The sequence below is a fragment of the Nostoc sp. FACHB-110 genome (assembly GCF_014697425.1).
Lineage (GTDB): Bacteria > Cyanobacteriota > Cyanobacteriia > Cyanobacteriales > Nostocaceae > Nostoc_B.
In genome coordinates this window covers 117,842-141,557 of the sequence record NZ_JACJRU010000014.1, presented here as the reverse complement: position 1 = coordinate 141,557, position 23,716 = coordinate 117,842, and the positions used below count along the sequence as shown (strand labels likewise).

Below are 23,716 nucleotides of genomic sequence, written 5' to 3'. Positions count from 1 at the left end.
TTGATTTTTCATGAGTCCGCGCAGGTGGTCACTGAGCTTGTCGAAGTGCGGACTTTGTTTGTGTAGTAGCGAATTATATTCGCCCAAAACTTTTAAAACATCCTCTTATACCATTTCACGAAAATTCTGATACAAATACATTGGTTTTTAATTCTTTCTCCCTGCCTCCTGCCCCCTGCCCCCTGCCCCCTGCCCCCCATTTGTATCAAACTTAAAGTGAAACGGTATTAGGACAGTGTACTAGTGGTTTGGCAATGCATAAAATGAGAGACGCGAAGTTTCGCGTCTCCATAAAATATGATACTGGCATAAATTTACACTTAAATAAAAATTCTGTTTTAGATAAATATAAATAACTAGAAAAATATTTAGTTAATTCTTCTATAAGTTCTACGCCATTTTTCTAGCTGCTCAATTGAGACTGATTTAGTCACAACATTTACGCCATTACCTCGCCAGTCAATTTCTGAATCTGTGGTAAAAACACCACATTCTAACTGTTCTAGCCGAATATCCCAATATTCACTAAAGCGGTTTTTTAAAGTCATAACTTGCTCAAATACTTTGTTTCTGTGCTTGTTTCTTCTTTTTCTTTCGGTAGCTCCTGTAGCTTCCGTATCGATGAATTTAGTTTCAATTAAAAATAAATTACCTTGTAATGTGAGATAAACAAAATCACACTTGCCTAAATCTGTGTAATCTGCAATTGGGGACTTTTCAAATAAAAGTAATTCGCCGCAGTTAGGGAATAAAGCCTTAATGTTTAAAAACAAGTAAGCTTGCAAAAGAAGTTCCTTATCGTAAGGAAAAACAATCACACCTTCAAAAAACTGTTTAATATCTTCCTGACTTTGAGGTTGAATTTTCTTACAATACGTGACAAATTTATGTAGATCATTTGCAATCATCAAGTTTTTACTCCTTCCCCTAGTTCACGCCAATCCCCTATGGCATAAAAAGATACTATTGTCTACAGAGAATCTCCATCCGCATAAGTCACTAAAAAAAACGAACCAACTATGGTATGACTACGGCAAACTACTGTTGACGAAGCACTTTTGAAGATATCAACTAACTGATATGTCAAAAACTAAAGTAATAAAGGTTACTTAGTTTCTCCGCAATTTAGATTAACTACCTGTTAAGTATTTAATCTGAGCCAGAAATCTAGCATTTTGTAGTGCTATGACAGTTGAACGTGAATCTTGTACCCAAAATTGTCGTCCAAATCTCACAAGTTGACGAGAGTTACCAGCTTGGATAATGCCAATTACAGGTACTTTTGCTTTTTCTTTCTCACCGGAAAGTTCTTTTAAAATGTTACGTAACCGATCGCGTTCTTCAATGGTGGTTGCTTGTTGGGGTGTCAACTCTACCATCACCATTTGTACTGATTCTACAGCTTCTACATCTTCGACAATTAATTGCACTTGTTCATCGCGGCGATCAACTTTACCCCAAATAATTAATCTGGCATCAACTTCTAGTAAAAGGCTAATCCGTTCATAAGTTTTAGGAAAGACAACTGCTTCTGATTGTCCTGATAAATCTTCTATTTGCAAGATTGCCATTGGGTCGCCTTTTTTGGTTATGACTTTTTTGACGTTATTTAACATCACAACCGCACAAAGTAACGAGTCTTCTTTTTGTTCGCTGAGTTGGGATAGATTTATCGGTGCTAAAACAGAAGACGAAGATTTAATTGATTTTAAAGGATGATCTGAGACATAAAATCCCAACAATTCTTTTTCCATCTGTAATTTTTTTTGTGGTGGAAAATCTGGGACTGGTTGTGCTTTTGGTGCAGAATCAAAAACATTGTTTGGTGATTTGGCAGTGGTAGTAGTAGTAAATCCGCCTAATAAATCAAATAAGTTACCTTGACCACTGGCTCTATCTTTAGCGCGAGATTGCGCCCAATCGTAAACTAATTCTAAGTCTTTAATTAATTGATGCCGATTTGCTTCAAGTTTGTCAAAAGCTCCACAGTAGATTAAAGATTCTAAAGTGCGGCGGTTAACAGCACGCAAATCTACGCGATCGCAAAAATCTGACAGTGATTTAAACTCGCCGCTGGCTTCTCGCGCTTCTAAAATACAAGCGATCGCGTTTTGCCCAACATTACGCACTGCGGAAAATCCAAATAAAATCTTATCTCCCACTGGGGTAAAATCTACACCCGAACGATTAATATCTGGGGGTTCAATTTGAATATTCATACTCAAACAGGTGGAAATATACTTCTGCACCTTGTCTGTATCACCACTGTTGGCTGTTAACAGTGCTGCCATATATTCCAATGGATAATTAGCTTTTAAATAGGCAGTTTGATAAGTAACGTAGCCATAAGCTGTAGAGTGAGATTTATTAAAGCAATTGGAGGCAATTAAATTATTTTGGATAACAAAATTATGGTCTTTTTCTACACCAATGTCATAAACATTTTCTTTTCCTACAGATTGCCGAGTTATTATTTTTACCATTTCTCTAACCCCCAGAACAGACAAGATAAAAGCGAATTATATGAAACCAATAAGCAAAATTGTATTTTAAGTAATCAGCATACTATAAAGAAGAAGTCAGAAGTCAGAACCAGAGAATGGGAAAAAATAACCCCTACGAATTAAAGACCACTACATCAAAGATTTAGTGTGGTCTTAAACCCATTTATTCACCTGCGGCTTCGTACTCCAATTCATGCTGAATTCTGACAACTGACACATGTATTTTGTTTGGTAAATTGGTTATTAACTTATACTACTATCCTCTTACATGACAATAACTGATATTCATAACTAAGTTAACAGTTCAAATTTGATGATTTGCAAACATACTGTTATCAAATATATATTTGCTGTTTTTAAATAATAAAGTAAAAATTAGGAAGTAGGGATGATGAGTCAGACTAAAATTCTGTGGCTGCATAAACTAAGTCTCGCTTTGCGGATGATCTAACAACCAAGATTTGAAACCACACTGTATTTTTCCGACTTCAACCCTTTACACTTTCTGCTAATCCCCTGCAATATGTACTAAAATCTAGGACTTGAGTTACAAAGGGAGCAGTCATGGCATCCATACGCAAGTTGCACGAACAGCTAATTAAAAAAGAACGTTCTGCCGTTGAAATTACCCAAGAAGCTTTAGATAAGATTCAAGCCTTAGAGCCGAAATTGCACAGTTTCTTGCACGTAACGGCGCAACAGGCGTTAGAACAGGCTCGTGCTGTAGATGCCAAAATCGCTGCTGGCGAAGAAATTGGAATATTGGCAGGAATTCCTATTGGCATTAAGGACAATATGTGTACCAAGGGAATTCCGACGACCTGTGGCTCGCGGATTTTAGAGAATTTCGTGCCGCCCTATGAATCAACCGTGACCCAAAAATTATTTGATGCTGGGGCGGTGATGGTTGGTAAAACCAATCTCGATGAGTTTGCAATGGGTAGTTCTACAGAAAGTTCTGCTTATCAAGTTACAGCTAATCCTTGGGATTTGTCCCGGGTTCCTGGCGGTTCTTCTGGAGGTTCAGCAGCAGCTGTAGCAGGGGGAGAATGTGTGGTTTCTCTTGGTTCTGATACTGGTGGTTCGATTCGTCAACCCGCATCTTTTTGCGGTGTTGTGGGAATGAAACCCACCTACGGGTTAGTGTCTCGTTATGGTTTGGTGGCTTATGCTTCGTCGCTAGATCAAATTGGGCCTTTTGGGCGCACAGTTGAAGATGCGGCAATTTTATTAAAAGCGATCGCAGGTTATGATGCCAAAGATTCCACCAGCCTGAAAGTAGAAATTCCTGACTATACTGCAAGTTTTAGACCAGACCTCAAAGCCAGAGGCAAAATCCGCATCGGCATAATTACAGAAACTTTTGGCGAAGGTTTAGACTCTGTGGTTGAGCAATCTGTGACCAAAGCTATTGAGCATTTACAAAGCTTGGGAGCAGAAATTCATACTATTTCCTGTCCTCGTTTCCGCTATGGCTTACCCAGCTACTACATCATTGCACCTTCTGAAGCTTCAGCCAACCTAGCTCGTTACGATGGTGTTAAATATGGCTTGCGTACACCAGATGCAGAGAATTTGTTGTCTATGTACACTCGTACCCGTGCAACAGGTTTTGGAGCCGAAGTCAAACGCCGAATTATGATTGGTACTTATGCCCTTTCTGCTGGGTATTATGATGCTTATTATCTCAAAGCACAAAAAGTCCGCACCTTAATTAAGCAAGACTTTGAGGATGCGTTTAAAAAAGTTGATGTATTAGTTACTCCTACTGCACCTACTACAGCATTTAAAGCCGGGGAAAAAACCACCGATCCCCTGAGTATGTATTTAAATGACCTGATGACAATTCCTGTAAATCTGGCCGGTTTACCGGGTATTAGCTTACCTTGCGGTTTTGATGACAAAGGTCTGCCAATCGGGTTGCAACTAATTGGTAAGGTGTTGCGAGAAGACCAATTGTTCCAAGTAGCTTACGCTTATGAACAAACAACTTCTTGGCACTTACGTCAACCGCAACTTTAGTAATGGGTGCAGAGTAATACCAATTCACTTTAAGTTTGATACAAATGGGTCGCAGGGGGGCAGGGGGCAGGGAGCAGGGAGCAGGGGGCAGGGGGCAGGGAGCAGGGGGCAGGGGGCAGGGGGCAGGGAGAAAGATAGATTTGTATCAGGATTTTCGTGAAATGGTATAAAAGCAAGACCACCGAACTAATGACTACTGACCATTGACTGCTGGGGTAAATGTCACTTCTTTGACATTACCCAAACCTCCTAGGGGTTTTGCTGGTTGATTGTTGACAGAAACTAGTACAAAACCAGCGTTCCCAGAACGAACAGTTAGCTGCTTTTTGGCTTTCCAAGTGCGGCGATCTCCTTTGGTTAAATAACCAACAAATTCTGTTTTGCCATCGGCTTTGACTTGCAACCAGGATTTGCCTTGGAGTTCTAAACTGATAGCGACATCTTGATTAATCGTCTGATTAGGGGATGCAATTATTGGTTGTGGAGTGATTTGGCCAGATACAGATGTTTCTGGTGGAGTTGATGATGTTGGTATGGATGTGACTGCGGTAGTTTGTTTTTGAGAAGTTCCTAAATTGAGTTTTTTGACTAAAGATTCGGCTGAAAATTGAGGATTCAGTACATAAATTAGCCCAGTTGCTGCCACTAATAATAAGACAACATAAGGTATAAATAAAGGTATCCGAATGTTTAGTTTTTTATCAAAATTTTGACTTCTGTTACTATCAAATTGTGGGGTGGTAACTTCAGTGGCAAAATTTTTTGCTAAAGCTGCACCATCTAAACCGATAACTTCTGCATAACGACGGATAAAACCTTGAACGTAGACTGGTTCAGGCAAATCATCAAAATTTTGTTCATCTATAGCCTTCAAAAAAGCTAGGCGAATGTTGGTTTTTAATGCTACTTCTTCAATGCGGATTGACCTGGCTTCTCTGACTTGCCGTAAATGCTTACTAATTTCCTGCAACTGTTCTTTTTGATTGTCTTGTAATAGTTTCACGACCTTCTCCTAGATGCGACTGATGTTGGGTATTTAACAGAATAATTACTGAATTAATGTCAAATTTTTGACTATTTTAATTGTAATTGGAAAACAGGAGATAACAATTTTATTTGATTTTTCAATAAATGAGTAGGGTAGGGAATAGGAAGTATATTTGTTTTTTTTACCTACAGGAGTCATACCGTATCATTTTTTAAAGTGATACGAATAGACAAGCAAAGAAACCAGTATTGATTAAACTTGTTTCATCGTCAAGTATGAAAGTGGGACTAGTATTTTTACTCAGCACTTTCAAGTCAGAGAATTTTTCACCTTTAACTGACTGATTGTAATTTCTGTAACAATTCAGTATTAATTGGTGATGTTGCCAAAATTGGGTGCTTAATTCCTCCCCAAATACCACCGTTACGGACGCGATAGCCAACTAACAAATCAGGAATTTGGGGAGAAATCAAAACTTGTGGCGGTGAAAGTTGACCTAGCGATCGCGCTCGATAATAATGATGGGACTCTGATAAAGCTTGATCAAGTTTTGCTGCAATGATTTCTGGAGTTTCGGTTGCAAAGTCAAGTAAAAGCACATAATAAGGGGGATGAGCAACAGGAACTAAACTCTGAAAATTATTTCCTTGCAAGTTGATGCTATTCAAAGCATGATTTACAAAGGTTTCGTGTAACTTTTCACCCACCAAATCGCTAATAGATTGCTGTCGTCCGAGAAATTCTAAACAGGGAGTCTGACGATAATAATGTGTGACGCAAATGCGATCGCCTATTCGATAGCGATATAAACCGCCTTTTTGTGACAAAATGATAGTATATTCCTGCCCAATGCTGAGTTCGTGTAATTTATGTAGAGAACCAGTATCATCTTCAAACTCAAAAAACACTTCATCCAAAACTGGAACATACCCACCCGCAGCAATTAACGGAATCGTCATTGGGGCTTCGGTTGCTAGTAATCCTTTACCTTGAATTAATGTATTGGGAAATTGCGATCGCAATCCCTTCGCTTGATCTGCTGCATTGGCACTATCCCAACAAGAAATTAGCTTGAGATGGGGCCAAATTTGCGTCCAATCAATATTATCTTCGCCAAGAAGCTGCAGACGATAACGCGATATTTTGACTTGTAATTCTGCTTGCAATAACTTCTTGTTTTCTTGAATATAATTTAAATGTACTTGTAAAAAACTTGGACTCCAGATAGAAATAATTTCTAATTTTTCAGCTTGTAATAATGCTAAGGCTAATTGATGCTTAAATATTTGGGCATCCCGCAGGCGATTAAGTCCATTAGGCATTACCAACCAAGGACGCAAACACCACCGCAACCAACCATCTAAATAATCTAAATCATCTTGTAAAGATAGGGAATCGCTACTATTTAATTGTGGGGAAATGCAAGCGTAAATCTTACCTGTCGAAAATAATGGGCCATTTGTAATTAAATCATGCGCCCATACACAAAACATCTGATTAAATGAGCTACGTAAAGATTGAGTGTAAGGAATCCATTTGACAGCCCCACTACTACCAGAGGTTTTTTCATAAAACAAAATAGGTTCAGGTGTAAGAGGTATTTGCTGACGTTTTTGCTGTCCTAAAATCCAAGGTGAAAGTGCATCGTAATCAACAATCGGGATACGCTGCCAATCTGCTAGATAATTAATTTTTAATGCTTTCCCATAGTCGCTGGAAATGAGGCGATCGCATATCTGTTTCTGCACAGATAGCTGCGTTAATTCAGGGTTATCTAATGCTTGATAAAATCGGCGGGCTGTTGGTGCAAGAATTTGCCCAAAAAGTTGAATAATCGGACGCATTATAGCCTTTTCGTTAATTTCGTTACTGTATAATTTTTGTGCAATCAGCTTTCTTACTTTCATGCCGACAAATGACTCTGAATTGCAGATCCAAGCTCAAATAATTCTAGAAGCAATTGCGTTCATGCCCTTTGAGCAATGCCAGCCTTTGAGTCGAGAATTTGCCACTATTCCTGCTCGTCCTGGTATTTATGCAATTAGACACAAAACGGATGGTTTGCTTTACATTGGTAAAACCAAGAGCCTACGGGGGCGTTTCAGTGGTGGGCATAAGGCTTTTTTGTGGGCGTGGCTCGATAAATATAGCGATGAAGATGTTCGTATTGCGGTGCAGCCCATTTCCCACTGGACAAACCCTGGGCTACTATTGGAGTTAGAAGCAATTATTTTGAGAGCTACCGAACCTCCTTACAACGTCCAAATTCCACCCGAAAGGTGAACTTATGCAAGCTAAATTTCAAGAGCAACTTTCTGCTGATGATGCCAAAGTCATCTTAGGGCTTTTGCCTGAACGAATTCAAGAAGCTCTGATTGCTCGCGCTAGTGACATTGAGTATCCAATCGAAGCGGTAATTGAAATGGCTCTCGCTAGTTTTCTTGATACAGAGGCGTTGGGTTTTGCAGATTGCAAACCAGGAAGAGGGCAGTAAAAAGGACTCAACATGCCCTGAAGTAAGCGGGAAATCTCTCAGGTTAAAATGTTGTATAGTTGCACTTCTTCAACCCGCAGTTCTATGCAAATCACCCTTAACCTCGATGAAACTTTGCTCAACGAAGCTTTCCAACTTACCAACCTCACCAGCCAAGACGAACTGGTAAACTTTGCGCTGCAAGAACTTGTGCGATCGCGCCAAAAGAAAAATCTTCTTGACCTCGCGGGACAGATTCAATTTGCTCCAGACTTTGACTACAAAGACTTGCGTGAAACGGGAATTCTTACAATTGCTGATTAGGATAAAGATTCGTAGCAGCAGCAATAAATGTACCATCAGCAATAACTACACCAGGGCCAAGATGCGAAGCCGCACCAATAAAGGCATCATTGCCAATCTTAACTTTTTTGACATATAACATTAAGTCTTGCTTGCGGGGTTTGATGATATGAGAATATATCCCCACACGATGGCCGATAACTACGCGATCGCCTATTTCTATTAAACCGCGATCGGCAATTTCTAATCCTGGTGTCCAGTAAACATTTTGCCCTACTTTTGCACCCCACAATCGCAACCAAAAAGAAAATACTCCTGGAATAAACCGCAGCACTGCTTCTAAAGTTGGTATGGCAATATAAATTACCTGGATTTGATGACTACCCCACCAAGCACTATACTCTTTACCTTTTAGATAACTAATACCTTCCTGCACAGGATAAGCCCAATTATGTAAGCGATAAACTAACACTGGCAACCCATAAATAGAAAATAATATAGCTACAACGCAGAAGATACTATGTGAATAAACAAAATAGACTATTGCAACCACACTTAATATTAATATCAATGTCGGAAAAAATAAAAGTATAGTACTTAAAACACTCATTTAAAACCTCTGCGCTACTTTGCGTAAACCTCCCTTTGGTTTCACCAGTCGCCTGCGGAGGGAAACCCTCCCGCAGCACTGGTTCACCACGTCACTCTGCGTTTAAAAAGGAAATAACAGTTTTTGTCTCAAACTTAACTCAGTTGAAATTCCTATCACAGATGGCAACTCTTCACTTTTATAATGAGTTCCATGTAACTTGTCCCAAATTTTAAAATTCGCCCCATAGTTGCAATTAAAAGTTTCGCTGCAATGATGCCAAGCATGATCCTGCGGTAAGATTAACCAAGAAACTACAAGTTTATCAAGCCAACTATTTGTAGAAATTATCAAGCGGCTATGTCGCCATAAATCTAAAGCAGAAGTTAGACTAACTCCTAATAGATAGCCTGTTGGGTCATTCAATAAATATAAAAATAAAGTATGTATCCATAAATAAACAATTAACAAACTTGTCCAAATGGTATTACGAGAGGTTCCTAATACATCCATTTGAGTTACTGTATGATGAACTTTATGTAATTGCCAAAATAATCTGCTATGCAATAAACGATGATTCCAATAATATAAGTAATCTATTAAAATAAAACTGATGGCAAAGGTTACAATAGGTGATAATTGTAAAATGCCTTGTTGATTGGGTAATAAATGCTGGTAAAACCAATAAATAACAGTCCCCTGCAATAAAGGAATTAACATTCCTTGAATTGTTAGACCAACTCCATCTAATAGCCAATCTTCAATGCTTTTAACTTTGAATTGATTCCGACAAAATTTATCGCTAATTGTCCAGCTAACTAATCCACTGAAAGCAACAAAAATTATTAACTGTAAAAAAATCTGTATATCCAAAATTATTAAACCCAAAATGTGACTTTAACTGATTGATTTGGCAATAATCTCGGGTCTTCGCCACGGGATATTGCTGTTCTAATTGACTCGACAAAGACATGAATTGTGTCAGCCGGGGTGTTAGAAAAGTGTGTGCCGTATTTGGCGATCGCTTCACCTTGAATCTTCAAAATTGCCACATCTTGGCGGATAATATGTTGGGCAGTCCACCACACAAACGGGCGTGCTAGCTTGTTCCAGATGCCATAGTTATAAGTAACATCTGTATAAACCAAAGTAGAATTGTCGGTTTCGGGAATAGATTGACTGGTAATGAATAAATGGCGATGATGCCCCATTTGATATTCTACAGAGGTAATATTGGGCAGATAAAAGCGATCGCTATGTTTAATTTCCGCACCCTGGTGATTTAAAAAACGGCTGTACCATCCCAAATTACTAGTTTCGTTGCGATACTCCACCACCACCGCACCATCACAACGTTTTACAGTCATCTCTAACTTTTGCTGGCGGGAGTGACGAAATACCCCAGGATGCACAAAAGCCGTATGCGGAATATCAATAAAGTTTTCTGCACAATTAGTCACGTTATTGGCAAAACGGTTAATTACCCGCACTGTCTCCCAGCCTGCTTCGCCGTAATGCGGCAGAGAAAACGGTTCAAAGTTTTCGCTTGGGCTATCAGTTAAACGCACATATACATAACCATCTTGTTCTTTGGTAGCGTAACACTTCGCTTGACGCTGCAAAGAAGCTTTGAAATCCTCTCCTTCAGCCGGAACAGCAATCACCTGACCACTGTCATCGTATACCCAACCATGATAAGGACATTGCAAAGCACCGTTACAAACCTTACCTACTGACAAACGACTACTACGGTGCAAGCACTTATCCTGTAAAGCCACAGGTTTTCCATCCGCGCCACGAAATATCGCTAACCACTCTCCTAAAACAGTTCGCGCTAATACTGTGTTAGTTCTAAGTTGGTTGCTGAGGGCGACAATATACCAAAAATCTGTAAATTGCATTGATGTGTTGAGAGCGATCATAAATGCGATCGCACAGTTAGACAAATTTGACTTCAGTTTATCCCAGTGTTAAAATTCCCGACGACATATCTACAACTAACCGCCGAGTTTTCAACCACTGACGACCGAATAAAATTTCCGAGACACTTTCACCTGCATATACGGGAATATCAAACTCTTGACCTTCAATTCGCACTTTGCCTGCATAAATATCAAATATTCCTTCTCCTTGAGCTAGAAGCATATTTCTCTCACCTAGATACTCCCAATCAAAAGCTTCTACATCCTGCTTGTCAATCACTAACCAGTCAGAAAAACCTGTATCTAAAATTACCTCAACGGGCAAATCTGAACCATCTTCAGCAATCAACTCAATTTCAAAAAATAGCTCATCATAGCTGCCAAACCAGCCTTGAATCATATTGTTCCGGCTACTCCTGTTTCATTAATCCGAAATATGAATACAGGTGCATTAGGATGTTTTTGACGTGACAACTTGATAGCTGTTAATTCATCTTGAGCAACAAAATAATCTTTACTTTCAGGTTCTACAGCCATATACCAACCATAGTGCGTTTTAATTAACTCTGGTTGAACACACTCAAAAATGGGTTTGCAACGCTGATAAAAAGCTTCTTGTTCTGTTCGCCATTGTGCTTTTTGTGCTTCCGTCCACTGAATTTCCGGAAAAATTCTTCCCCGATTTACAGTACGTTGTGTTTTCATGATATTGATTGCTGCGTTTAGTTCAATTTTAGGGTAGCGATCGCTCTTTGGTGGAAAGAACAAAACTAGTAGCCGATATCGCCCGAATAATTGCACAATATAGGCAGTTCGTCGTGGTGAATACCAAGAATGCCAACTACACTTGCTGACGCACAAAATTTAGTTTCTGATCTCATCGCCCGCTACTCATCCCGTGTAGATTATTTGATGATTCGCCTAGAGGAAGCAGAAGGGACTGATATCTTGTTGCGTGGCGACAAGGTAGAAACCCTGAGTGAAGGTATTTCTATAGGTGGACATATCCGGGCTTGTTATAAAGGCGGCTGGGGACTAAGTAGTTTTAACCAGCTTTCTACTATTAAAGAACGAATTGAAGAAGCGATCGCAGCTGCGCGGATGGTTGGTGATGAAGAAACTTTACTAGCTCCCATCGACCCGGTGCAAGCAATTTGTCAACTACCACTAACAGGTACAGATCCGCGTCAAATTAGCTTATCGCAGAAAAAACAGTTGTGCGATCGCTACACGGAATTATTAAAAAGTGTTGACCCCCGCATTACGACTACTTCAGTCCGCTACGGTGACAGCGCGCAAAAAATTATCATCGCTACCTCCGAAGGGACTTTCATCGAACAATCTTGGGTAGATATGGAAATGCGCTTCGCCGCTACAGCGAGAAATGGCGAAACTGTGCAAACCGGAAGGGAAACTACAGGTTCTCGCAAAGCTTACGAAGATTTAATGAATTTAGATGAGCAAGTAAAAAATGCTGCTCAAAGGGCGGTTGCAGCTTTATCTTTACCATCAGTTAAAGGCAATACCTACACCGTAGTTATAGACCCCATTCTTACAGGTTTATTTGTTCATGAAGCTTTTGGGCATCTTTCCGAGGCTGATATGGCTTACGAAAATCCCGACTTGCTGGAAGTTATGACCCTCGGCAGGCGGTTTGGGCCAGAAGAACTGCAAATTTTTGATGGCGCTGCCCCCCAAGGACATCGCGGGAGTTATTTTTATGATGATGAAGGCACACCTGCTACAACTACGCAATTAATTCAAGATGGCATTTTGGTAGGACGCTTGCATTCACGAGAAACCGCAGGCAAATTAGACGAAGCACCCACTGGTAATGCCCGTTGTCTCAATTATCACTTCAGTCCGATTGTGCGGATGACAAATACTTGGATTGAACCAGGTAAGACACCTGTGGCAGATTTATTTACGGATATTCAAGAAGGAGTCTACGCCCGTAACTGGCTGGGTGGTATGACTAATGGGGAAATGTTCACCTTTAGTGCGGGTGAAGCATGGATGATTAGAAATGGCAAAATCGCCGAACCGGTGAAAGATGTCACACTTTCGGGCAACGTTTTTCAAACTTTAGCTGATATTGAAGCCATCGGTGATGACTTTTATTGGGATGAGTCAGGCGGTTGCGGTAAAGGTGGACAAAATGGTTTACCTGTAGGTTGCGGCGGCCCCAGTCTCCGTATCAAAGATGTAGTGGTTGGGGGAGAAACTTGAAGAAGAAATCAGAATTCAGAATAAGAGCGTGGGGGAAAAAGACCCACTACTAATTGACTAATATTAAATCATCGTATAAGTAGGTCGATGTTAAAAATTGTCGTGATGAAAAGGCAGCTTTGCAGAGGGCAGTCCCAATGAAACAAGTTTCATCACCAAGTATGACAGTGGGACTGGTATTTTTACTCAGCACTCAGCACGGGCTAAACGCCCCGCTACCGCTAACAGCACTCAGCACTTTCAAGTCAAAAGGCAGAAGGAAAGAGGGTTTTAGGTAACTTTACTTTTCGTTACATACTTCGGTTTATTTGCACTGTTCTACTTAAACATCAGTTTTGATTGGTGAAAAAACTTCCGTATGTGTAGTGACTTAATGCAAAAATATAGTTCTTGTGGTGTGGGCTGCCCATTTGATGCAAATTAAATATGGAACAGCTTATTCTCTCCCTACTCACTAATTCGCAAGCCAAAATATATTAATCAAGCCTATTTTGATTTCTAAAAATGCCTGCTAAACCCATACCTATTAAAAACAGAAGTGCGCGCCTATCCTGTGATTGGCCCATCGCCCAATTACCAGGATTGAGTCATGAAGAACAATTACAACTTCAAAGTTGGGGAATTGAAACTACACAACGACTATTTAATCAAGGAAAAACCCCAGAAGCTAGGCTAGCTTTAGCGAGTAAATTACAATTACACCTGCAATATGTGAATAAATGGGTAGCTTTAGCTGATTTATCCCGAATTCCTAGTGTTGGCACGCAATATTGCGGTTTATTACTCCATGCGGGGATTGGTTCTGTGGCACAGTTAGCGCAAACGCCGACTCACAGGTTGCACAAACAAATTATGCGTTTGCAAGTTGCAACCCTACAACGTCGAGATTTGTGTCCATCAGTTGAGTTAGTTCAACAATGGGGTCAACAGGCAAAAGTAGTGCTGAGTATTCAAAACTCTCCTCACCCCCTCTGACCATTTTATGTAACTAACTAAGCACTTTTAATCGGAATAATACCCTGATCAAAAACGCGCTTATCTGTACCAATAGCCCTCACTTCTATTCTATCGGGATAGACTTCATAAGCGGCAAAACTTAAACTAGAAGCAGAATACTCTGTCCATTCAGAATGTCCGACAGGACGAGTACCTGCACCACCACCAGTAATTAAATAAGTTGTGCCATTAATAGATGTAGTCCGTTCATAGTGATGCTCGTGACCATTAATATAAAGTTGAACACCATATTTTTGAAACAGAGGTGTAAAAGTTTTAATAAACTCTGGATTCTTCCCATAAACACCCGAAGCATAAATTGGATGATGACCAAATACAACTTTCCAAGGTGTATTACTACGGCTTAATTCTTGTTCTAACCAAGGTAATTGTTTTTTCCAATCAGCATTACTATTAGTATCTAAAGCAAAAAATTGTACTTGATGGCGACGAAATGTATAGTAACGTTTTCCCTGCATATTAAAGCCGGGATATTTAATTTGCGGTTCACCATTATCGGTACGAATATCGTGATTTCCTAAACAAGCTTGAAACTTGACACCTTTTTTAAGTAACGCTTGATAAGGACGCTCAAAAACTGCGCCAATTTTTTCAATTTCGCCGTTATTATAAATGTTATCGCCAGCTAAAATTACTAAATTGTACGGATTTTGCTGATGATAAAAATTCATCGCTTCAGCTACCGCGTACTGTCCTTTTGCACCTGTACCTGTATCGGCTACGGAAACAAACCGCAATAGTAAGTCTTTTTTTGTGGGTTTGGCAGCGATCGCCGCCCAATCATCGATATAGTTATTGTGACGCGCTAAAGTCCAGCCAAGAAATCCTGTACCAATTGCGCCTAAGCTACCTAAGAATAAAAATTGACGGCGTTTCAGGTTCATAATTTTGCAGTATTCAATCTAAAGGCTGTCTCAACAAGTAAATAGTTTCATACAAGCACGCAGTATAAGCTACATTAAGCGGAACAGACAGTAGCCGTCTCATATACTTTATGCTTAACAGCTTACCCACCGTAAAATAAAAGCTTCCATAGGTACATCTTGCTAGGTATGATATTTAATCTGCAAGCATTTACCTAATAGAAACTAGCTATGACTCAAAACTACCGCATTACCTTACTTCCCGGCGATGGCATTGGCCCTGAAATTATGGCAGTGGCGGTAGATGTGCTGAAAGTCGTAGGGAAAAAATTTGATATTGAGTTTGCGTTCTCAGAAGCTTTAATTGGTGGTGCAGCTATTGATGCGACAGGCGAACCTCTACCAGCTGCTACCTTAGACGCTTGTCGCAATAGTGATGCTGTATTACTCGCCGCTATTGGGGGTTATAAGTGGGATACTTTACCATCTCACCAACGCCCGGAAGCAGGTTTGTTAGGACTCCGCGCGGGTTTAGGTTTATTTGCCAATTTACGCCCCGCCCAAATTTTGCCGCAGTTAATTGACGCTTCGACTTTGAAACGCGAAGTCGTCGAAGGCGTAGATATTATGGTGGTGCGGGAACTCACTGGTGGAATTTACTTTGGGAAGCCCAAAGGAATTTTTGAAACTGAGACTGGTGAGAAACGCGGTGTAAATACGATGGTGTATAGTGAGTCAGAAATTGACCGCATCGGCAGAGTCGCCTTTGAAACAGCCAGAAAAAGAAGCGGTAAACTCTGCTCTGTAGATAAAGCTAACGTATTAGAAGTATCGCAGTTATGGCGCGATCGCATCACAAAACTGGCTGCCGAATATCCCGATGTGGAACTGTCTCACCTGTACGTTGATAATGCCGCGATGCAATTAGTTCGTGCGCCTAAGCAATTCGATACGATTGTCACAGGTAACTTGTTTGGCGATATCCTCTCGGATGCGGCGGCAATGTTAACTGGCAGTATTGGGATGCTACCCTCTGCCAGTTTAGGTGCATCTGGCCCTGGTGTTTATGAACCAGTCCACGGTTCTGCACCGGATATTGCCGGACTTGATAAAGCGAATCCTTTGGCGCAGGTTTTGAGTGCGGCAATGATGTTACGCTACGGGTTAAATCAGCCACAAGCAGCAGATACCATTGAAAAAGCTGTGTTGCAAGTTTTAGAGCAAGGCGATCGCACAGGCGATATCATGTCAGCAGGAATGAATCTCTTGGGTTGTCAAGCAATGGGGAATTCCCTGATTAAAGCACTAGAGAAATAATTCTTTGAGGAGAAACTCGCCAAATTGGCAATCAATCAGGAAAGTTTCGGGTACACTATAGACAAAATCTAGTAAGTAGTTAGCAGTAAATAGTGTACGCTTTACGACAAGAAACAGCTAATTTCAACGCGTCTAGAGTCCAGCCACCTCTGATTGATCCCGCTATCATCAGAGCGGCTGGCAAGATTTACTACACTTATTGTGAAGTACATCCTGAAATCGCTGGGCAACCTTCCGGGGTAGCAATTAACCGTGTTACCCATCGGGGTAAGGTCATTTTTACTCACAACCCCGTTCTTTTACCTCAAGAGTGTTTTGTACCTTTAAATCAAATTGAGTCGTATATGTATTAGTCAATAAAGTGCTGAGTGCTGAGTTCTAAGTAAAAACCTGTCTCTCGACAAAGGACAAAAGATGAAGCACAAATGACACAGGACAATTGACAAATGACTATATGGACTTTTTAATAGCCGTTGTGGCGATTACTGTTGTTTTCGCCTTGGGTGCATCTATAGGTAGCTTTATCAACGTTGTCGTTTATCGAATCCCTGCGGGGTTATCGATTCTTTGGCCACCTTCCCGTTGCCCCCATTGCTTAAACCAGCTAAAAGCTTATGACAATGTACCCGTCCTGGGATGGTTGTGGTTACGCGGAAAATGCCGTTATTGCAAAAATAAAATAGCTGTTCGTTATCCGGTAGTAGAAGCGATAACGGGTCTACTTTTCGTCATTATTTTTTTAGTCTTTCAAGTTTCCATCGCCACATTAGGATATTGCGCTTTTTGTAGTTGGTTGTTGGCTTTAGCACTGATTGATTTAGATACGATGACTCTTCCCAATGCGCTAACGCAATCAGGTTTAGTGCTGGGTTTAGCATTTCAAATTATCAGTGGTTTTACCTTAGAAGCCAGCAGCATCAGTATAGTTAAACACCTGATGATGGGGATAGCTGGGGCAGTTGTTGGTTTATGGCTATTTGAAGCGATCGCTCTTGGTGGTTCAATAGTTTTAGGTAAAACGGCGATGGGTGCGGGAGATGCCAAACTCGCCGCCATGATGGGTGCTTGGCTGGGTTGGCGTTATTTACTTTTGGCTAGTTTAATTGCCTGTGCTGTGGGAGTATTAATAGGTGGATTAGTAATTGTGCGATCGCGCCAAAAAAGAGGAGTAAAAATCCCCTTCGGCCCTTTTTTAGCGATAGGTGCAATCATCACTTTATTTACCGGGCAACCAATTTTATCAGCTTACTTGCAACTATTCAATTTATCTCAATAAGCTGGCTAGATACCCACAATTAGATCCCCCTAAATCCCCCTTTTTAAGGCAGGGCTGTTTCATTCGCTCAGATGAGGATTTTGTCAAGAGTATCAGCCAAAAATTTTAGTGAGTCGGCAATCGAAAAATTACTGTTTCAAGCAGAAAATTTAAGTGTGATCGCCTGGTTCATCAGGAAATTAAGTTGTTGAACTACCTGACTTTTTTGATTGATACGCTTGTAAATTATGGACTTTTAGGGAATGAAACAGCCCTGCTTTTTAAGGGGGGTTGGGGGGATCTAATACTTGAAAAACATAACTTAGCCCATTCTCCCCGGATATTTACTCAAACACCCAGATTAACCGATACAATCGTTTAAACAGACTCTACATTATATTTAAGCGGTTTATATGGTAACAAAATCTAATGTTCAGGTGACGGTTTCCCTGACTGAACTGGGTTTAGATGATGCAGATTTACAAGCCCAAGTACAGAATTTACTCCCCCAGGTGCGAGATGTGGATGGGGTAGAGGATGCCGATTTAGTTGCGGTTACAGAAGTACCAGAAGGTGCTAAGGCGTTGGGTGGTTTTTCTTTGGGGACATTCAAAGCACTGGTGAACCCAGCTTTAATTAAGCCTGTGTTTGATTTTTTGGGGCGTTTGTCTAACAAAACTTTTGCAATCGAAGTAGAAGCTTACGGGGAAAAATTCAAGGCGAAAGCTAGTAGCAAAGAAGATTTGAGCTTCATCCTTGAAAAAACCGAAATTTTATTGAACAAAGCCAAAAATAGACAAGACAGCAATAATGGCTAAGGTAGCACTGTTAATCGGAATTAGCAAATATGAACCAGGACTAGCACCGCTACCCAACGCTGTGAATGATGTTGAGGCGATGCAGCGAGTTTTGGTAAACCCAGAGATGGGTGATTTTGCACCAGAGAATGTCACAGTGCTGAAAAATCCCCAACGGCAAGAGATGGAAGATGCTATTTATAACTTGTACGCCCATCGTGACAAGGATGACTTGCTGTTGTTTTACTTTTCTGGACATGGAGTAACAGTTGAAAGCGGTGATTTTTACTTCTCAACTTCCATCACCAGAAAAAGTCAAAATAAATTAGTCCCTACCACAGCTGTAGCTGGGACAAGTGTACATAGCTGGATGAACCAGAGCAAATCTAAGCGACAGGTAGTAATTTTAGACTGCTGCTTTAGTGGTGCTTTTGCCAAAGGTTTAACAGCAAAAGATAGTGGGAATATTGACCTAGAGCAGAAATTAGGCGGTGAGGGTAGAGCAATTCTCACAGCTTCCTCTTCTACACAATATGCTTTTGAGTCTGATGGTTTAGACTTGTCAATTTACACTCACTATCTGGTAAAAGGCATAGAAAAAGGTACAGCAGATTTAGACGGCGATGGTTTCATTGCAGTGGATGAATTGCACAAATATACGAAAAGCAAAGTGCAAGAAGCTGCTCCCGCGATGACACCTGAGTTTTATCCTGTTAAGGAGGGTTATCGAATTTTTCTGGCTAAGTCGCCTAAAGATGACCCTAAATTGAAGTATCGCAAGGAAGTAGAAGGCCGCATCTATCGCGGTAAGTTTTCTATTCCGGCTCGTCGGCTGTTAAACTCATTACGTCTTCAGTTGCAGCTTGATGCTGATATTGCTGATGCAATTGAAGCGGAAGTTAAACAACCATATCTGGAGTATCAGCGCAAATTAGAAGAGTATGAAGCAACTCTGATTGAAACAGTTGAAATTGAACCAACCCTAAGTGAAAGAACACTCAATGATTTAAGAGACTATCAGCAACATTTAGGTTTACGAGATGAAGATGTTGCACCGATAGAAAAACGCATTATTGGACAAGCAAAACCGGCTGCATTTGTGGAAGAACCACCTGAACCCCAAACAAACCACGCCAATCAATTTGAGTTTGAAATAGTGAAGGTGGATGCTAAAGGACAAATCATCAACCGCAGTCAGGGACGCGCTGAGTTTTTTGCAGAAGACTTGGGTAATGGCGTAGTTCTAGAGATGGTGTCAATTCCTGGCGGTACATTTCTCATGGGTTCGCCAGGAAGTGAGGAAGGACGATATGACTTTGAAAGTCCACAGCATAACGTCACCATTCAACCCTTTTTCATGGGTAAATTTCCTGTCACACAAGGGCAATGGAAAGCTGTTGCTGCTTTTGATAAGGTAAATATTGATTTAGATCCTGACCCATCCAATTTTAAAGGTACTAACCGCCCTGTAGAAAACGTTTCTTGGGATGATGCAGTTGAGTTTTGCGCTCGACTGTCGAAAAAGACTGGTAAGATATATCGCTTACCCAGTGAGGCAGAATGGGAATATGCTTGTCGTGCAGGAACGACTACGCCGTTTTATTTTGGTGAAACGATTACGACAGATTTAGCCAATTACGACGGAAATCATACCTACGGTTCTGCTCCCAAGGGTGAATATCGAGAACACACAACCGATGTAGGGAAATTTCCGGCAAACCCCTTTGGTTTATTTGATATGTGTGGTAATGTATTGGAATGGTGTCAGGATGAGTGGCACGAAAATTATAATAATGCGCCTACTGATGGCAGTGCATGGCTGATTGATAATGATAATCAACTTTGGCTGCTGCGCGGTGGTTCGTGGCTCTACAATCCTAGGAATTGCCGTTCGGCGATTCGCTACTGGTATGTGCGTGACAGCAGGAACTACGACGCGGGTTTTCGGGTTGTGGTTGTGCGGGGCAGGGCTTCTTAGCACTTTACACTCTTACCCTTTAGCACTCTGCACTTTTTTCTTTACCCTTCCCGCGCGAAGCGCGAACAAATTTTTTTATATTTTTTGTATCTTGATGAGTCATTTATCCATAATACAGAAAACCTACGATTTAATCAAGTGGTACGTGCCAATTTTTAGAGTAGCAATCTCCTGTAGGTTGGGTGAAACGAATGGAACCCCACCCCCTAACCCCCTCCCCGCAAGCGAGGAGGGGGAATTGAAGTTGGTGAGAGGCTTTGGCTTGGGATTTTGATTTTGGGTCATGTGCGCTGTTGGCTAATGAATATTTCAGCTATTATTCCCAGTGCGATCGCATTCCCAAAATCAAGTTACCACAGTAGCAATCTCTTGTAGGTTGGGTGAAATGAAGTGGAACCCAACAAATGATAGGAAAAAATCAAAATTCTTCAACTACAGAAATTTAAATTATAGCATTCCTAAATCATTCGTAGCCCCCTCCTCGCCTGCGGGGAGGGGGTTGGGGGTGGGGTTCATCTCTGCAAACAAGCAGCAATATCCTCTAACACCCCCTCTATCCTCTCCATCACATCCTCATTTCTAAATCGCACAACCTGTAACCCTAAACTCTCCAAAAACTTTTGACGTATCGCATCTTCTACTTGGGTGTAATCGTGAATTTTGCCATCCACTTCTACCACTAACTGCGCTTCACTACAGTAAAAATCGACGATAAAACGGTCAATTGTTTGCTGGCGGCGAAACTTGAACCCCAATAGTTGTTTGTGTCTCAATTTCTCCCAAAGTCGCTTTTCTGCTGGAGTTGGTTCACACCGCATTTGTCGCGCCAAGATTTTAAGTTTTTCCCAAAGTTGAGGTGTGGTTTGCCAAACTTGGCCTGGAACCCCACCCCCTAACCCCCTCCCCGCAAGCGAGGAGGGGGAATTAGAGTTTTTGAGAGGCTTTGGCTTGGGATTTTGATTTTGGGTCATGTGCGCTGTTGGCTAATAAATATTTCATCTATTATTCCCAGTGCGATCGCATTCCCAAAATCAAGTTACCACAGTAGCAATCTCTTGTAGGTTGGGTGAAATGAAGTGGAACCCAACAAATGATAGGAAAAAATCAAAATTCTTCAACTACAGAAATTTAAATTTACATATAGCATTCCTAAATCATTCGTAGCCCCCTCCTCGCCTGCGGGGAGGGGGTTGGGGGTGGGGTTCATCTCTGCAAACAAGCCGCAATATCCTCTAACACCCCCTCTATCCTCTCCATCACATCCTCATTTCTAAATCGCACAACCTGTAACCCTAAACTCTCCAAAAACTCTTGACGTATCGCATCTTCTACTTGGGTGTAATCGTGAATTTCGCCATCCACTTCTACCACTAACTGCGCTTCACTACAGTAAAAATCGACGATAAAACGGTCAATTGTTTGCTGGCGGCGAAACTTGAACCCCAACAGTTGTTTGTGTCTCAATTTCTCCCAAAGTCGCTTTTCTGCTGGAGTTGGTTCACACCGCATTTGTCGCGCCAAGATTTTAAGTTTTTCCCAAAGTTGAGGTGTGGTTTGCCAAACTTGGCCTGGAACCCCACCCCCTAACCCCCTCCCCGCAAGCGAGGAGGGGGAATTAGAGTTTTTGAGAGGCTTTGGCTTGGAGTTTTGATATTGGGTCATTTGCGCTGTTAGCTAATAAATATTTCATCTATTATTCCCCGTGCGATCGCATTCCCAAAATCAATTTACAGACTGGATTGTTAAAACCGTTGTGCTAATTGTGTTTAATATTTGCTGATTGTAACATCCAATAAATTTGCGCGATCGCCCAATTGTAGCGAATGCGATACGGTTTAAATTCTTGCTTAACATAAGCACTCACCATTCCTAATGACTGTAACAGTCATTACCCCACTGCCGCTTCACCTTTTGATAATATCAACCTGTGACTTGTATTACCCTCTTAACGAACCAGACCCGTTGGTAAGACTAATGCCATAGATGCTAACACTCAGAAACTAGCAAAATGATTTATTTAAAATGGGGGCAATAAATTGCCGCTAGGGTTGGGTAACAGTATCTTTTCGCGGGAGTTGGTATTCCAACGGACTTGACTTGTCTAATACATTTACAAAATCATATCCGCAAGAGACTTGTATTGGTATAAGCATTTTCGTTAAGCTGGCAACCAAAGATGCAAATTAACAGTGAACAGTAAACAGTTATCAGTTGGCTCCCTGGTGAAACACTACACCAAATTGGTGCTATGGGTTGGTGGTAGGTTTAAATCCCCCACCATACGCTTGATAACTGATAACTGATAACTGATAACTGGTTTAAGGTCTGAATTGCTTATAAGCGTAATTTTGGCTACGTGGTCATTTGCAGCTTGTCATTAGCAAAGACAAACTAAAAATGACGAAGACTGTTTTCGACCCATACCCACTTGAATAAGATAAAAATGGCAAACAACGAAGAATCACGCGGTTTAAAGTCTCTGTTTGATTGGTTTGCAAATCGACGAAAATCAGGCTCTACCAACCAAGAACGTCAAGAACGAGAAATTGCTGACGGACTATGGCACAAATGTTCTAAGTGCGGTGTTTTAACCTATACAAAAGATTTGAGAGCTAATCAAATGGTCTGCGTCGAATGTGGACATCATAATCGGGTAGACAGCGATGAACGCATCCGCCAATTGATAGATAACAATACTTGGCAACCAATAGACGAGCATTTGCGCCCAACTGACCCGTTACAATTTCGCGATCGCAAACCTTATAGCGATCGCCTCCGGGAAATGGAAACCAAACTCGGTCTCATCGATGCAGTCAAAACTGGTTTGGGTCAAATCAACGGAATGCCCGTAGCTTTGGGAGTAATGGACTTCCGGTTTATGGGTGGTAGTATGGGTTCCGTTGTCGGCGAAAAACTCACCCGCTTAATTGAACAAGCCACAGGGCGGCGTTACCCTGTAATTATTATCTGCACCTCTGGCGGTGCGAGAATGCAAGAAGGTATGCTTTCGCTGATGCAGATGGCGAAAATCTCCGCAGCTTTAGACCGCCATCGTGATGCGCGATTATTATACATTCCCGTATTAACCAACCCGACCACAGGCGGCGTAACAGCTAGTTTTGCCATGTTAGGTGACATTATTTTGGCAGAACCCAAATCAACCATCGGTTTTGCTGGTCGGCGCGTCATTGAACAAACCTTGCGCGAAAAACTACCAGATGATTTTCAGACGGCGGAAGATTTGCTCAAGCATGGGTTTGTAGATGAGATTGTGTCTCGGACTCAGTTAAAGAACACCTTATCTAGCCTAATTGCATTACATCAACCGGTGACAACCGCCCCCCCTATGATGCTGTGGGAGTCAATGACGACATTGAGTTCCACAGCAGTTGATTAAAAGTAAAAAGGGAAAAGTAAAAAGGTAAAAGTTGAGATTACTTTTACCTTTTGCCTTTTACC

At 41.2% G+C, this 23,716-nt stretch carries 24 protein-coding genes; 12 read left to right on the top strand and 12 right to left on the bottom strand.

Annotated features, from left to right (window positions below):
* Positions 1-368: 368 nt before the first annotated feature.
* Complete coding sequence (locus tag H6G69_RS15630; protein WP_190688610.1) at positions 369-908, bottom strand: hypothetical protein; 540 nt, start codon at positions 906-908, stop codon at positions 369-371.
* Between the two features lie 222 nt (positions 909-1,130).
* Entirely contained in the window at positions 1,131-2,483 is a 1,353-nt protein-coding gene (locus H6G69_RS15625; RefSeq protein WP_190688606.1) for an OB-fold nucleic acid binding domain-containing protein, read from the bottom strand.
* Positions 2,484-3,068: 585 nt separating this feature from the next.
* Between H6G69_RS15625 and gatA the strand changes: the two genes are divergently transcribed.
* Positions 3,069-4,526 (top strand): Asp-tRNA(Asn)/Glu-tRNA(Gln) amidotransferase subunit GatA, encoded by a 1,458-nt coding sequence (gatA, locus tag H6G69_RS15620; RefSeq protein ID WP_190688604.1) that lies wholly within the window; start codon positions 3,069-3,071, stop codon positions 4,524-4,526.
* Positions 4,527-4,719: 193 nt separating this feature from the next.
* On the opposite strand, the gene H6G69_RS15615 is transcribed toward gatA, so the two are convergent.
* Both H6G69_RS15615 and H6G69_RS15610 read right to left on the bottom strand, forming a co-directional pair.
* The gene (locus H6G69_RS15615) at positions 4,720-5,529 is read right to left on the bottom strand and encodes a helix-turn-helix domain-containing protein (protein ID WP_190688601.1); all 810 of its coding nucleotides are present in this window, start codon (positions 5,527-5,529) and stop codon (positions 4,720-4,722) included.
* Positions 5,530-5,846: 317 nt separating this feature from the next.
* Complete coding sequence (locus tag H6G69_RS15610) at positions 5,847-7,421, bottom strand: GH3 auxin-responsive promoter family protein (RefSeq protein ID WP_313951082.1); 1,575 nt, start codon at positions 7,419-7,421, stop codon at positions 5,847-5,849.
* On the opposite strand from H6G69_RS15610, the gene H6G69_RS15605 reads away from it, so the two are divergent.
* The 3 genes from H6G69_RS15605 (at position 7,420) to H6G69_RS15595 (ending at position 8,311) form a co-directional block, all read left to right on the top strand.
* A complete protein-coding gene (locus H6G69_RS15605; protein ID WP_190688597.1) occupies positions 7,420-7,797 on the top strand; it encodes a GIY-YIG nuclease family protein in 378 nt (125 codons plus the stop codon). The two genes, H6G69_RS15610 and H6G69_RS15605, sit on opposite strands and share 2 nt — an antisense overlap.
* Before the next feature lie 4 nt (positions 7,798-7,801).
* On the top strand, positions 7,802-8,008 hold the full coding sequence (locus tag H6G69_RS15600; protein WP_190688594.1) for a hypothetical protein: 207 nt from the start codon (positions 7,802-7,804) through the stop codon (positions 8,006-8,008).
* Positions 8,009-8,092: 84 nt separating this feature from the next.
* Positions 8,093-8,311, top strand: a complete 219-nt coding sequence (locus H6G69_RS15595; protein WP_190688592.1) for a type II toxin-antitoxin system VapB family antitoxin — start codon at positions 8,093-8,095, stop codon at positions 8,309-8,311.
* On the opposite strand, the gene H6G69_RS34675 is transcribed toward H6G69_RS15595, so the two are convergent.
* The 5 genes from H6G69_RS34675 to H6G69_RS15570 form a co-directional block, all read right to left on the bottom strand.
* On the bottom strand, positions 8,295-8,762 hold the full coding sequence (locus tag H6G69_RS34675) for an acyl transferase (RefSeq protein ID WP_313951079.1): 468 nt from the start codon (positions 8,760-8,762) through the stop codon (positions 8,295-8,297). The genes H6G69_RS15595 and H6G69_RS34675 overlap by 17 nt on opposite strands.
* A 240-nt stretch (positions 8,763-9,002) precedes the next feature.
* Positions 9,003-9,752, bottom strand: a complete 750-nt coding sequence (locus tag H6G69_RS15585; protein ID WP_190688586.1) for a sterol desaturase family protein — start codon at positions 9,750-9,752, stop codon at positions 9,003-9,005.
* Positions 9,753-9,757: 5 nt separating this feature from the next.
* Complete coding sequence (locus H6G69_RS15580; RefSeq protein ID WP_190688635.1) at positions 9,758-10,780, bottom strand: aromatic ring-hydroxylating dioxygenase subunit alpha; 1,023 nt, start codon at positions 10,778-10,780, stop codon at positions 9,758-9,760.
* 58 nt (positions 10,781-10,838) lie between these two features.
* Complete coding sequence (locus H6G69_RS15575) at positions 10,839-11,201, bottom strand: aspartyl protease (protein ID WP_190688583.1); 363 nt, start codon at positions 11,199-11,201, stop codon at positions 10,839-10,841.
* Positions 11,198-11,515: a hypothetical protein gene (locus tag H6G69_RS15570; protein ID WP_190688632.1), complete on the bottom strand. Its 318-nt coding sequence runs from the start codon at positions 11,513-11,515 to the stop codon at positions 11,198-11,200. The genes H6G69_RS15575 and H6G69_RS15570 overlap by 4 nt, the downstream gene beginning before the upstream one ends.
* Before the next feature lie 120 nt (positions 11,516-11,635).
* On the opposite strand from H6G69_RS15570, the gene H6G69_RS15565 reads away from it, so the two are divergent.
* Positions 11,636-13,030: a TldD/PmbA family protein gene (locus tag H6G69_RS15565; protein WP_190688580.1), complete on the top strand. Its 1,395-nt coding sequence runs from the start codon at positions 11,636-11,638 to the stop codon at positions 13,028-13,030.
* Positions 13,031-13,534: 504 nt separating this feature from the next.
* The gene (locus H6G69_RS15560; RefSeq protein ID WP_190688577.1) at positions 13,535-14,005 is read left to right on the top strand and encodes a DUF4332 domain-containing protein; all 471 of its coding nucleotides are present in this window, start codon (positions 13,535-13,537) and stop codon (positions 14,003-14,005) included.
* A 17-nt stretch (positions 14,006-14,022) separates the two neighbouring features.
* Here H6G69_RS15560 and H6G69_RS15555 read toward each other — a convergent pair whose 3' ends face one another.
* The gene (locus H6G69_RS15555; RefSeq protein ID WP_190688575.1) at positions 14,023-14,931 is read right to left on the bottom strand and encodes a metallophosphoesterase; all 909 of its coding nucleotides are present in this window, start codon (positions 14,929-14,931) and stop codon (positions 14,023-14,025) included.
* 210 nt (positions 14,932-15,141) lie between these two features.
* Here H6G69_RS15555 and leuB point away from each other — a divergent pair, with 210 nt between their 5' ends.
* The 5 genes from leuB to H6G69_RS15530 all read left to right on the top strand — a co-directional run bounded on the left by leuB (position 15,142) and on the right by H6G69_RS15530 (position 20,257).
* Positions 15,142-16,227, top strand: a complete 1,086-nt coding sequence (leuB, locus tag H6G69_RS15550) for a 3-isopropylmalate dehydrogenase (protein WP_190688572.1) — start codon at positions 15,142-15,144, stop codon at positions 16,225-16,227.
* Between the two features lie 92 nt (positions 16,228-16,319).
* On the top strand, positions 16,320-16,580 hold the full coding sequence (locus H6G69_RS15545) for a hypothetical protein (protein ID WP_190688570.1): 261 nt from the start codon (positions 16,320-16,322) through the stop codon (positions 16,578-16,580).
* Positions 16,581-16,681: 101 nt separating this feature from the next.
* Complete coding sequence (locus H6G69_RS15540) at positions 16,682-17,503, top strand: A24 family peptidase (RefSeq protein ID WP_190688567.1); 822 nt, start codon at positions 16,682-16,684, stop codon at positions 17,501-17,503.
* A 392-nt stretch (positions 17,504-17,895) separates the two neighbouring features.
* A complete protein-coding gene (locus H6G69_RS15535; protein WP_190688564.1) occupies positions 17,896-18,300 on the top strand; it encodes a sugar ABC transporter permease in 405 nt (134 codons plus the stop codon).
* A complete protein-coding gene (locus H6G69_RS15530) occupies positions 18,293-20,257 on the top strand; it encodes a caspase, EACC1-associated type (RefSeq protein ID WP_190688560.1) in 1,965 nt (654 codons plus the stop codon). The genes H6G69_RS15535 and H6G69_RS15530 overlap by 8 nt, the downstream gene beginning before the upstream one ends.
* A 512-nt stretch (positions 20,258-20,769) precedes the next feature.
* Here the strand turns inward: H6G69_RS15530 and H6G69_RS15525 are convergent.
* Both H6G69_RS15525 and H6G69_RS15520 read right to left on the bottom strand, forming a co-directional pair.
* Positions 20,770-21,228: an endonuclease domain-containing protein gene (locus H6G69_RS15525; RefSeq protein ID WP_190688546.1), complete on the bottom strand. Its 459-nt coding sequence runs from the start codon at positions 21,226-21,228 to the stop codon at positions 20,770-20,772.
* 232 nt (positions 21,229-21,460) lie between these two features.
* Complete coding sequence (locus tag H6G69_RS15520; RefSeq protein WP_190688544.1) at positions 21,461-21,919, bottom strand: endonuclease domain-containing protein; 459 nt, start codon at positions 21,917-21,919, stop codon at positions 21,461-21,463.
* Between the two features lie 781 nt (positions 21,920-22,700).
* Here H6G69_RS15520 and accD point away from each other — a divergent pair.
* A complete protein-coding gene (gene accD / locus H6G69_RS15515; RefSeq protein WP_190688541.1) occupies positions 22,701-23,654 on the top strand; it encodes an acetyl-CoA carboxylase, carboxyltransferase subunit beta in 954 nt (317 codons plus the stop codon).
* Positions 23,655-23,716 lie beyond the last annotated feature (62 nt).

What these genes read in the sequence shown, in the direction of transcription:
- H6G69_RS15535 (WP_190688564.1), top strand. Translation starts at nt 17,896, where the DNA reads ATGGTAACAAAATCTAATGTTCAGGTGACGGTTTCCCTGACTGAACTG.
- H6G69_RS15555 (WP_190688575.1), bottom strand. Translation starts at nt 14,931, where the DNA reads ATGAACCTGAAACGCCGTCAATTTTTATTCTTAGGTAGCTTAGGCGCA.
- H6G69_RS15610 (WP_313951082.1), bottom strand. Translation starts at nt 7,421, where the DNA reads ATGAAAGTAAGAAAGCTGATTGCACAAAAATTATACAGTAACGAAATT.
- H6G69_RS15580 (WP_190688635.1), bottom strand. Translation starts at nt 10,780, where the DNA reads ATGCAATTTACAGATTTTTGGTATATTGTCGCCCTCAGCAACCAACTT.
- H6G69_RS15630 (WP_190688610.1), bottom strand. Translation starts at nt 908, where the DNA reads ATGATTGCAAATGATCTACATAAATTTGTCACGTATTGTAAGAAAATT.
- H6G69_RS15575 (WP_190688583.1), bottom strand. Translation starts at nt 11,201, where the DNA reads ATGATTCAAGGCTGGTTTGGCAGCTATGATGAGCTATTTTTTGAAATT.
- H6G69_RS15520 (WP_190688544.1), bottom strand. Translation starts at nt 21,919, where the DNA reads ATGACCCAATATCAAAACTCCAAGCCAAAGCCTCTCAAAAACTCTAAT.
- H6G69_RS15525 (WP_190688546.1), bottom strand. Translation starts at nt 21,228, where the DNA reads ATGACCCAAAATCAAAATCCCAAGCCAAAGCCTCTCAAAAACTCTAAT.
- H6G69_RS15540 (WP_190688567.1), top strand. Translation starts at nt 16,682, where the DNA reads ATGGACTTTTTAATAGCCGTTGTGGCGATTACTGTTGTTTTCGCCTTG.
- gatA (WP_190688604.1), top strand. Translation starts at nt 3,069, where the DNA reads ATGGCATCCATACGCAAGTTGCACGAACAGCTAATTAAAAAAGAACGT.
- H6G69_RS15595 (WP_190688592.1), top strand. Translation starts at nt 8,093, where the DNA reads ATGCAAATCACCCTTAACCTCGATGAAACTTTGCTCAACGAAGCTTTC.
- H6G69_RS15530 (WP_190688560.1), top strand. Translation starts at nt 18,293, where the DNA reads ATGGCTAAGGTAGCACTGTTAATCGGAATTAGCAAATATGAACCAGGA.
- leuB (WP_190688572.1), top strand. Translation starts at nt 15,142, where the DNA reads ATGACTCAAAACTACCGCATTACCTTACTTCCCGGCGATGGCATTGGC.
- accD (WP_190688541.1), top strand. Translation starts at nt 22,701, where the DNA reads ATGGCAAACAACGAAGAATCACGCGGTTTAAAGTCTCTGTTTGATTGG.
- H6G69_RS15560 (WP_190688577.1), top strand. Translation starts at nt 13,535, where the DNA reads ATGCCTGCTAAACCCATACCTATTAAAAACAGAAGTGCGCGCCTATCC.
- H6G69_RS15625 (WP_190688606.1), bottom strand. Translation starts at nt 2,483, where the DNA reads ATGGTAAAAATAATAACTCGGCAATCTGTAGGAAAAGAAAATGTTTAT.
- H6G69_RS15600 (WP_190688594.1), top strand. Translation starts at nt 7,802, where the DNA reads ATGCAAGCTAAATTTCAAGAGCAACTTTCTGCTGATGATGCCAAAGTC.
- H6G69_RS15605 (WP_190688597.1), top strand. Translation starts at nt 7,420, where the DNA reads ATGCCGACAAATGACTCTGAATTGCAGATCCAAGCTCAAATAATTCTA.
- H6G69_RS15565 (WP_190688580.1), top strand. Translation starts at nt 11,636, where the DNA reads ATGCCAACTACACTTGCTGACGCACAAAATTTAGTTTCTGATCTCATC.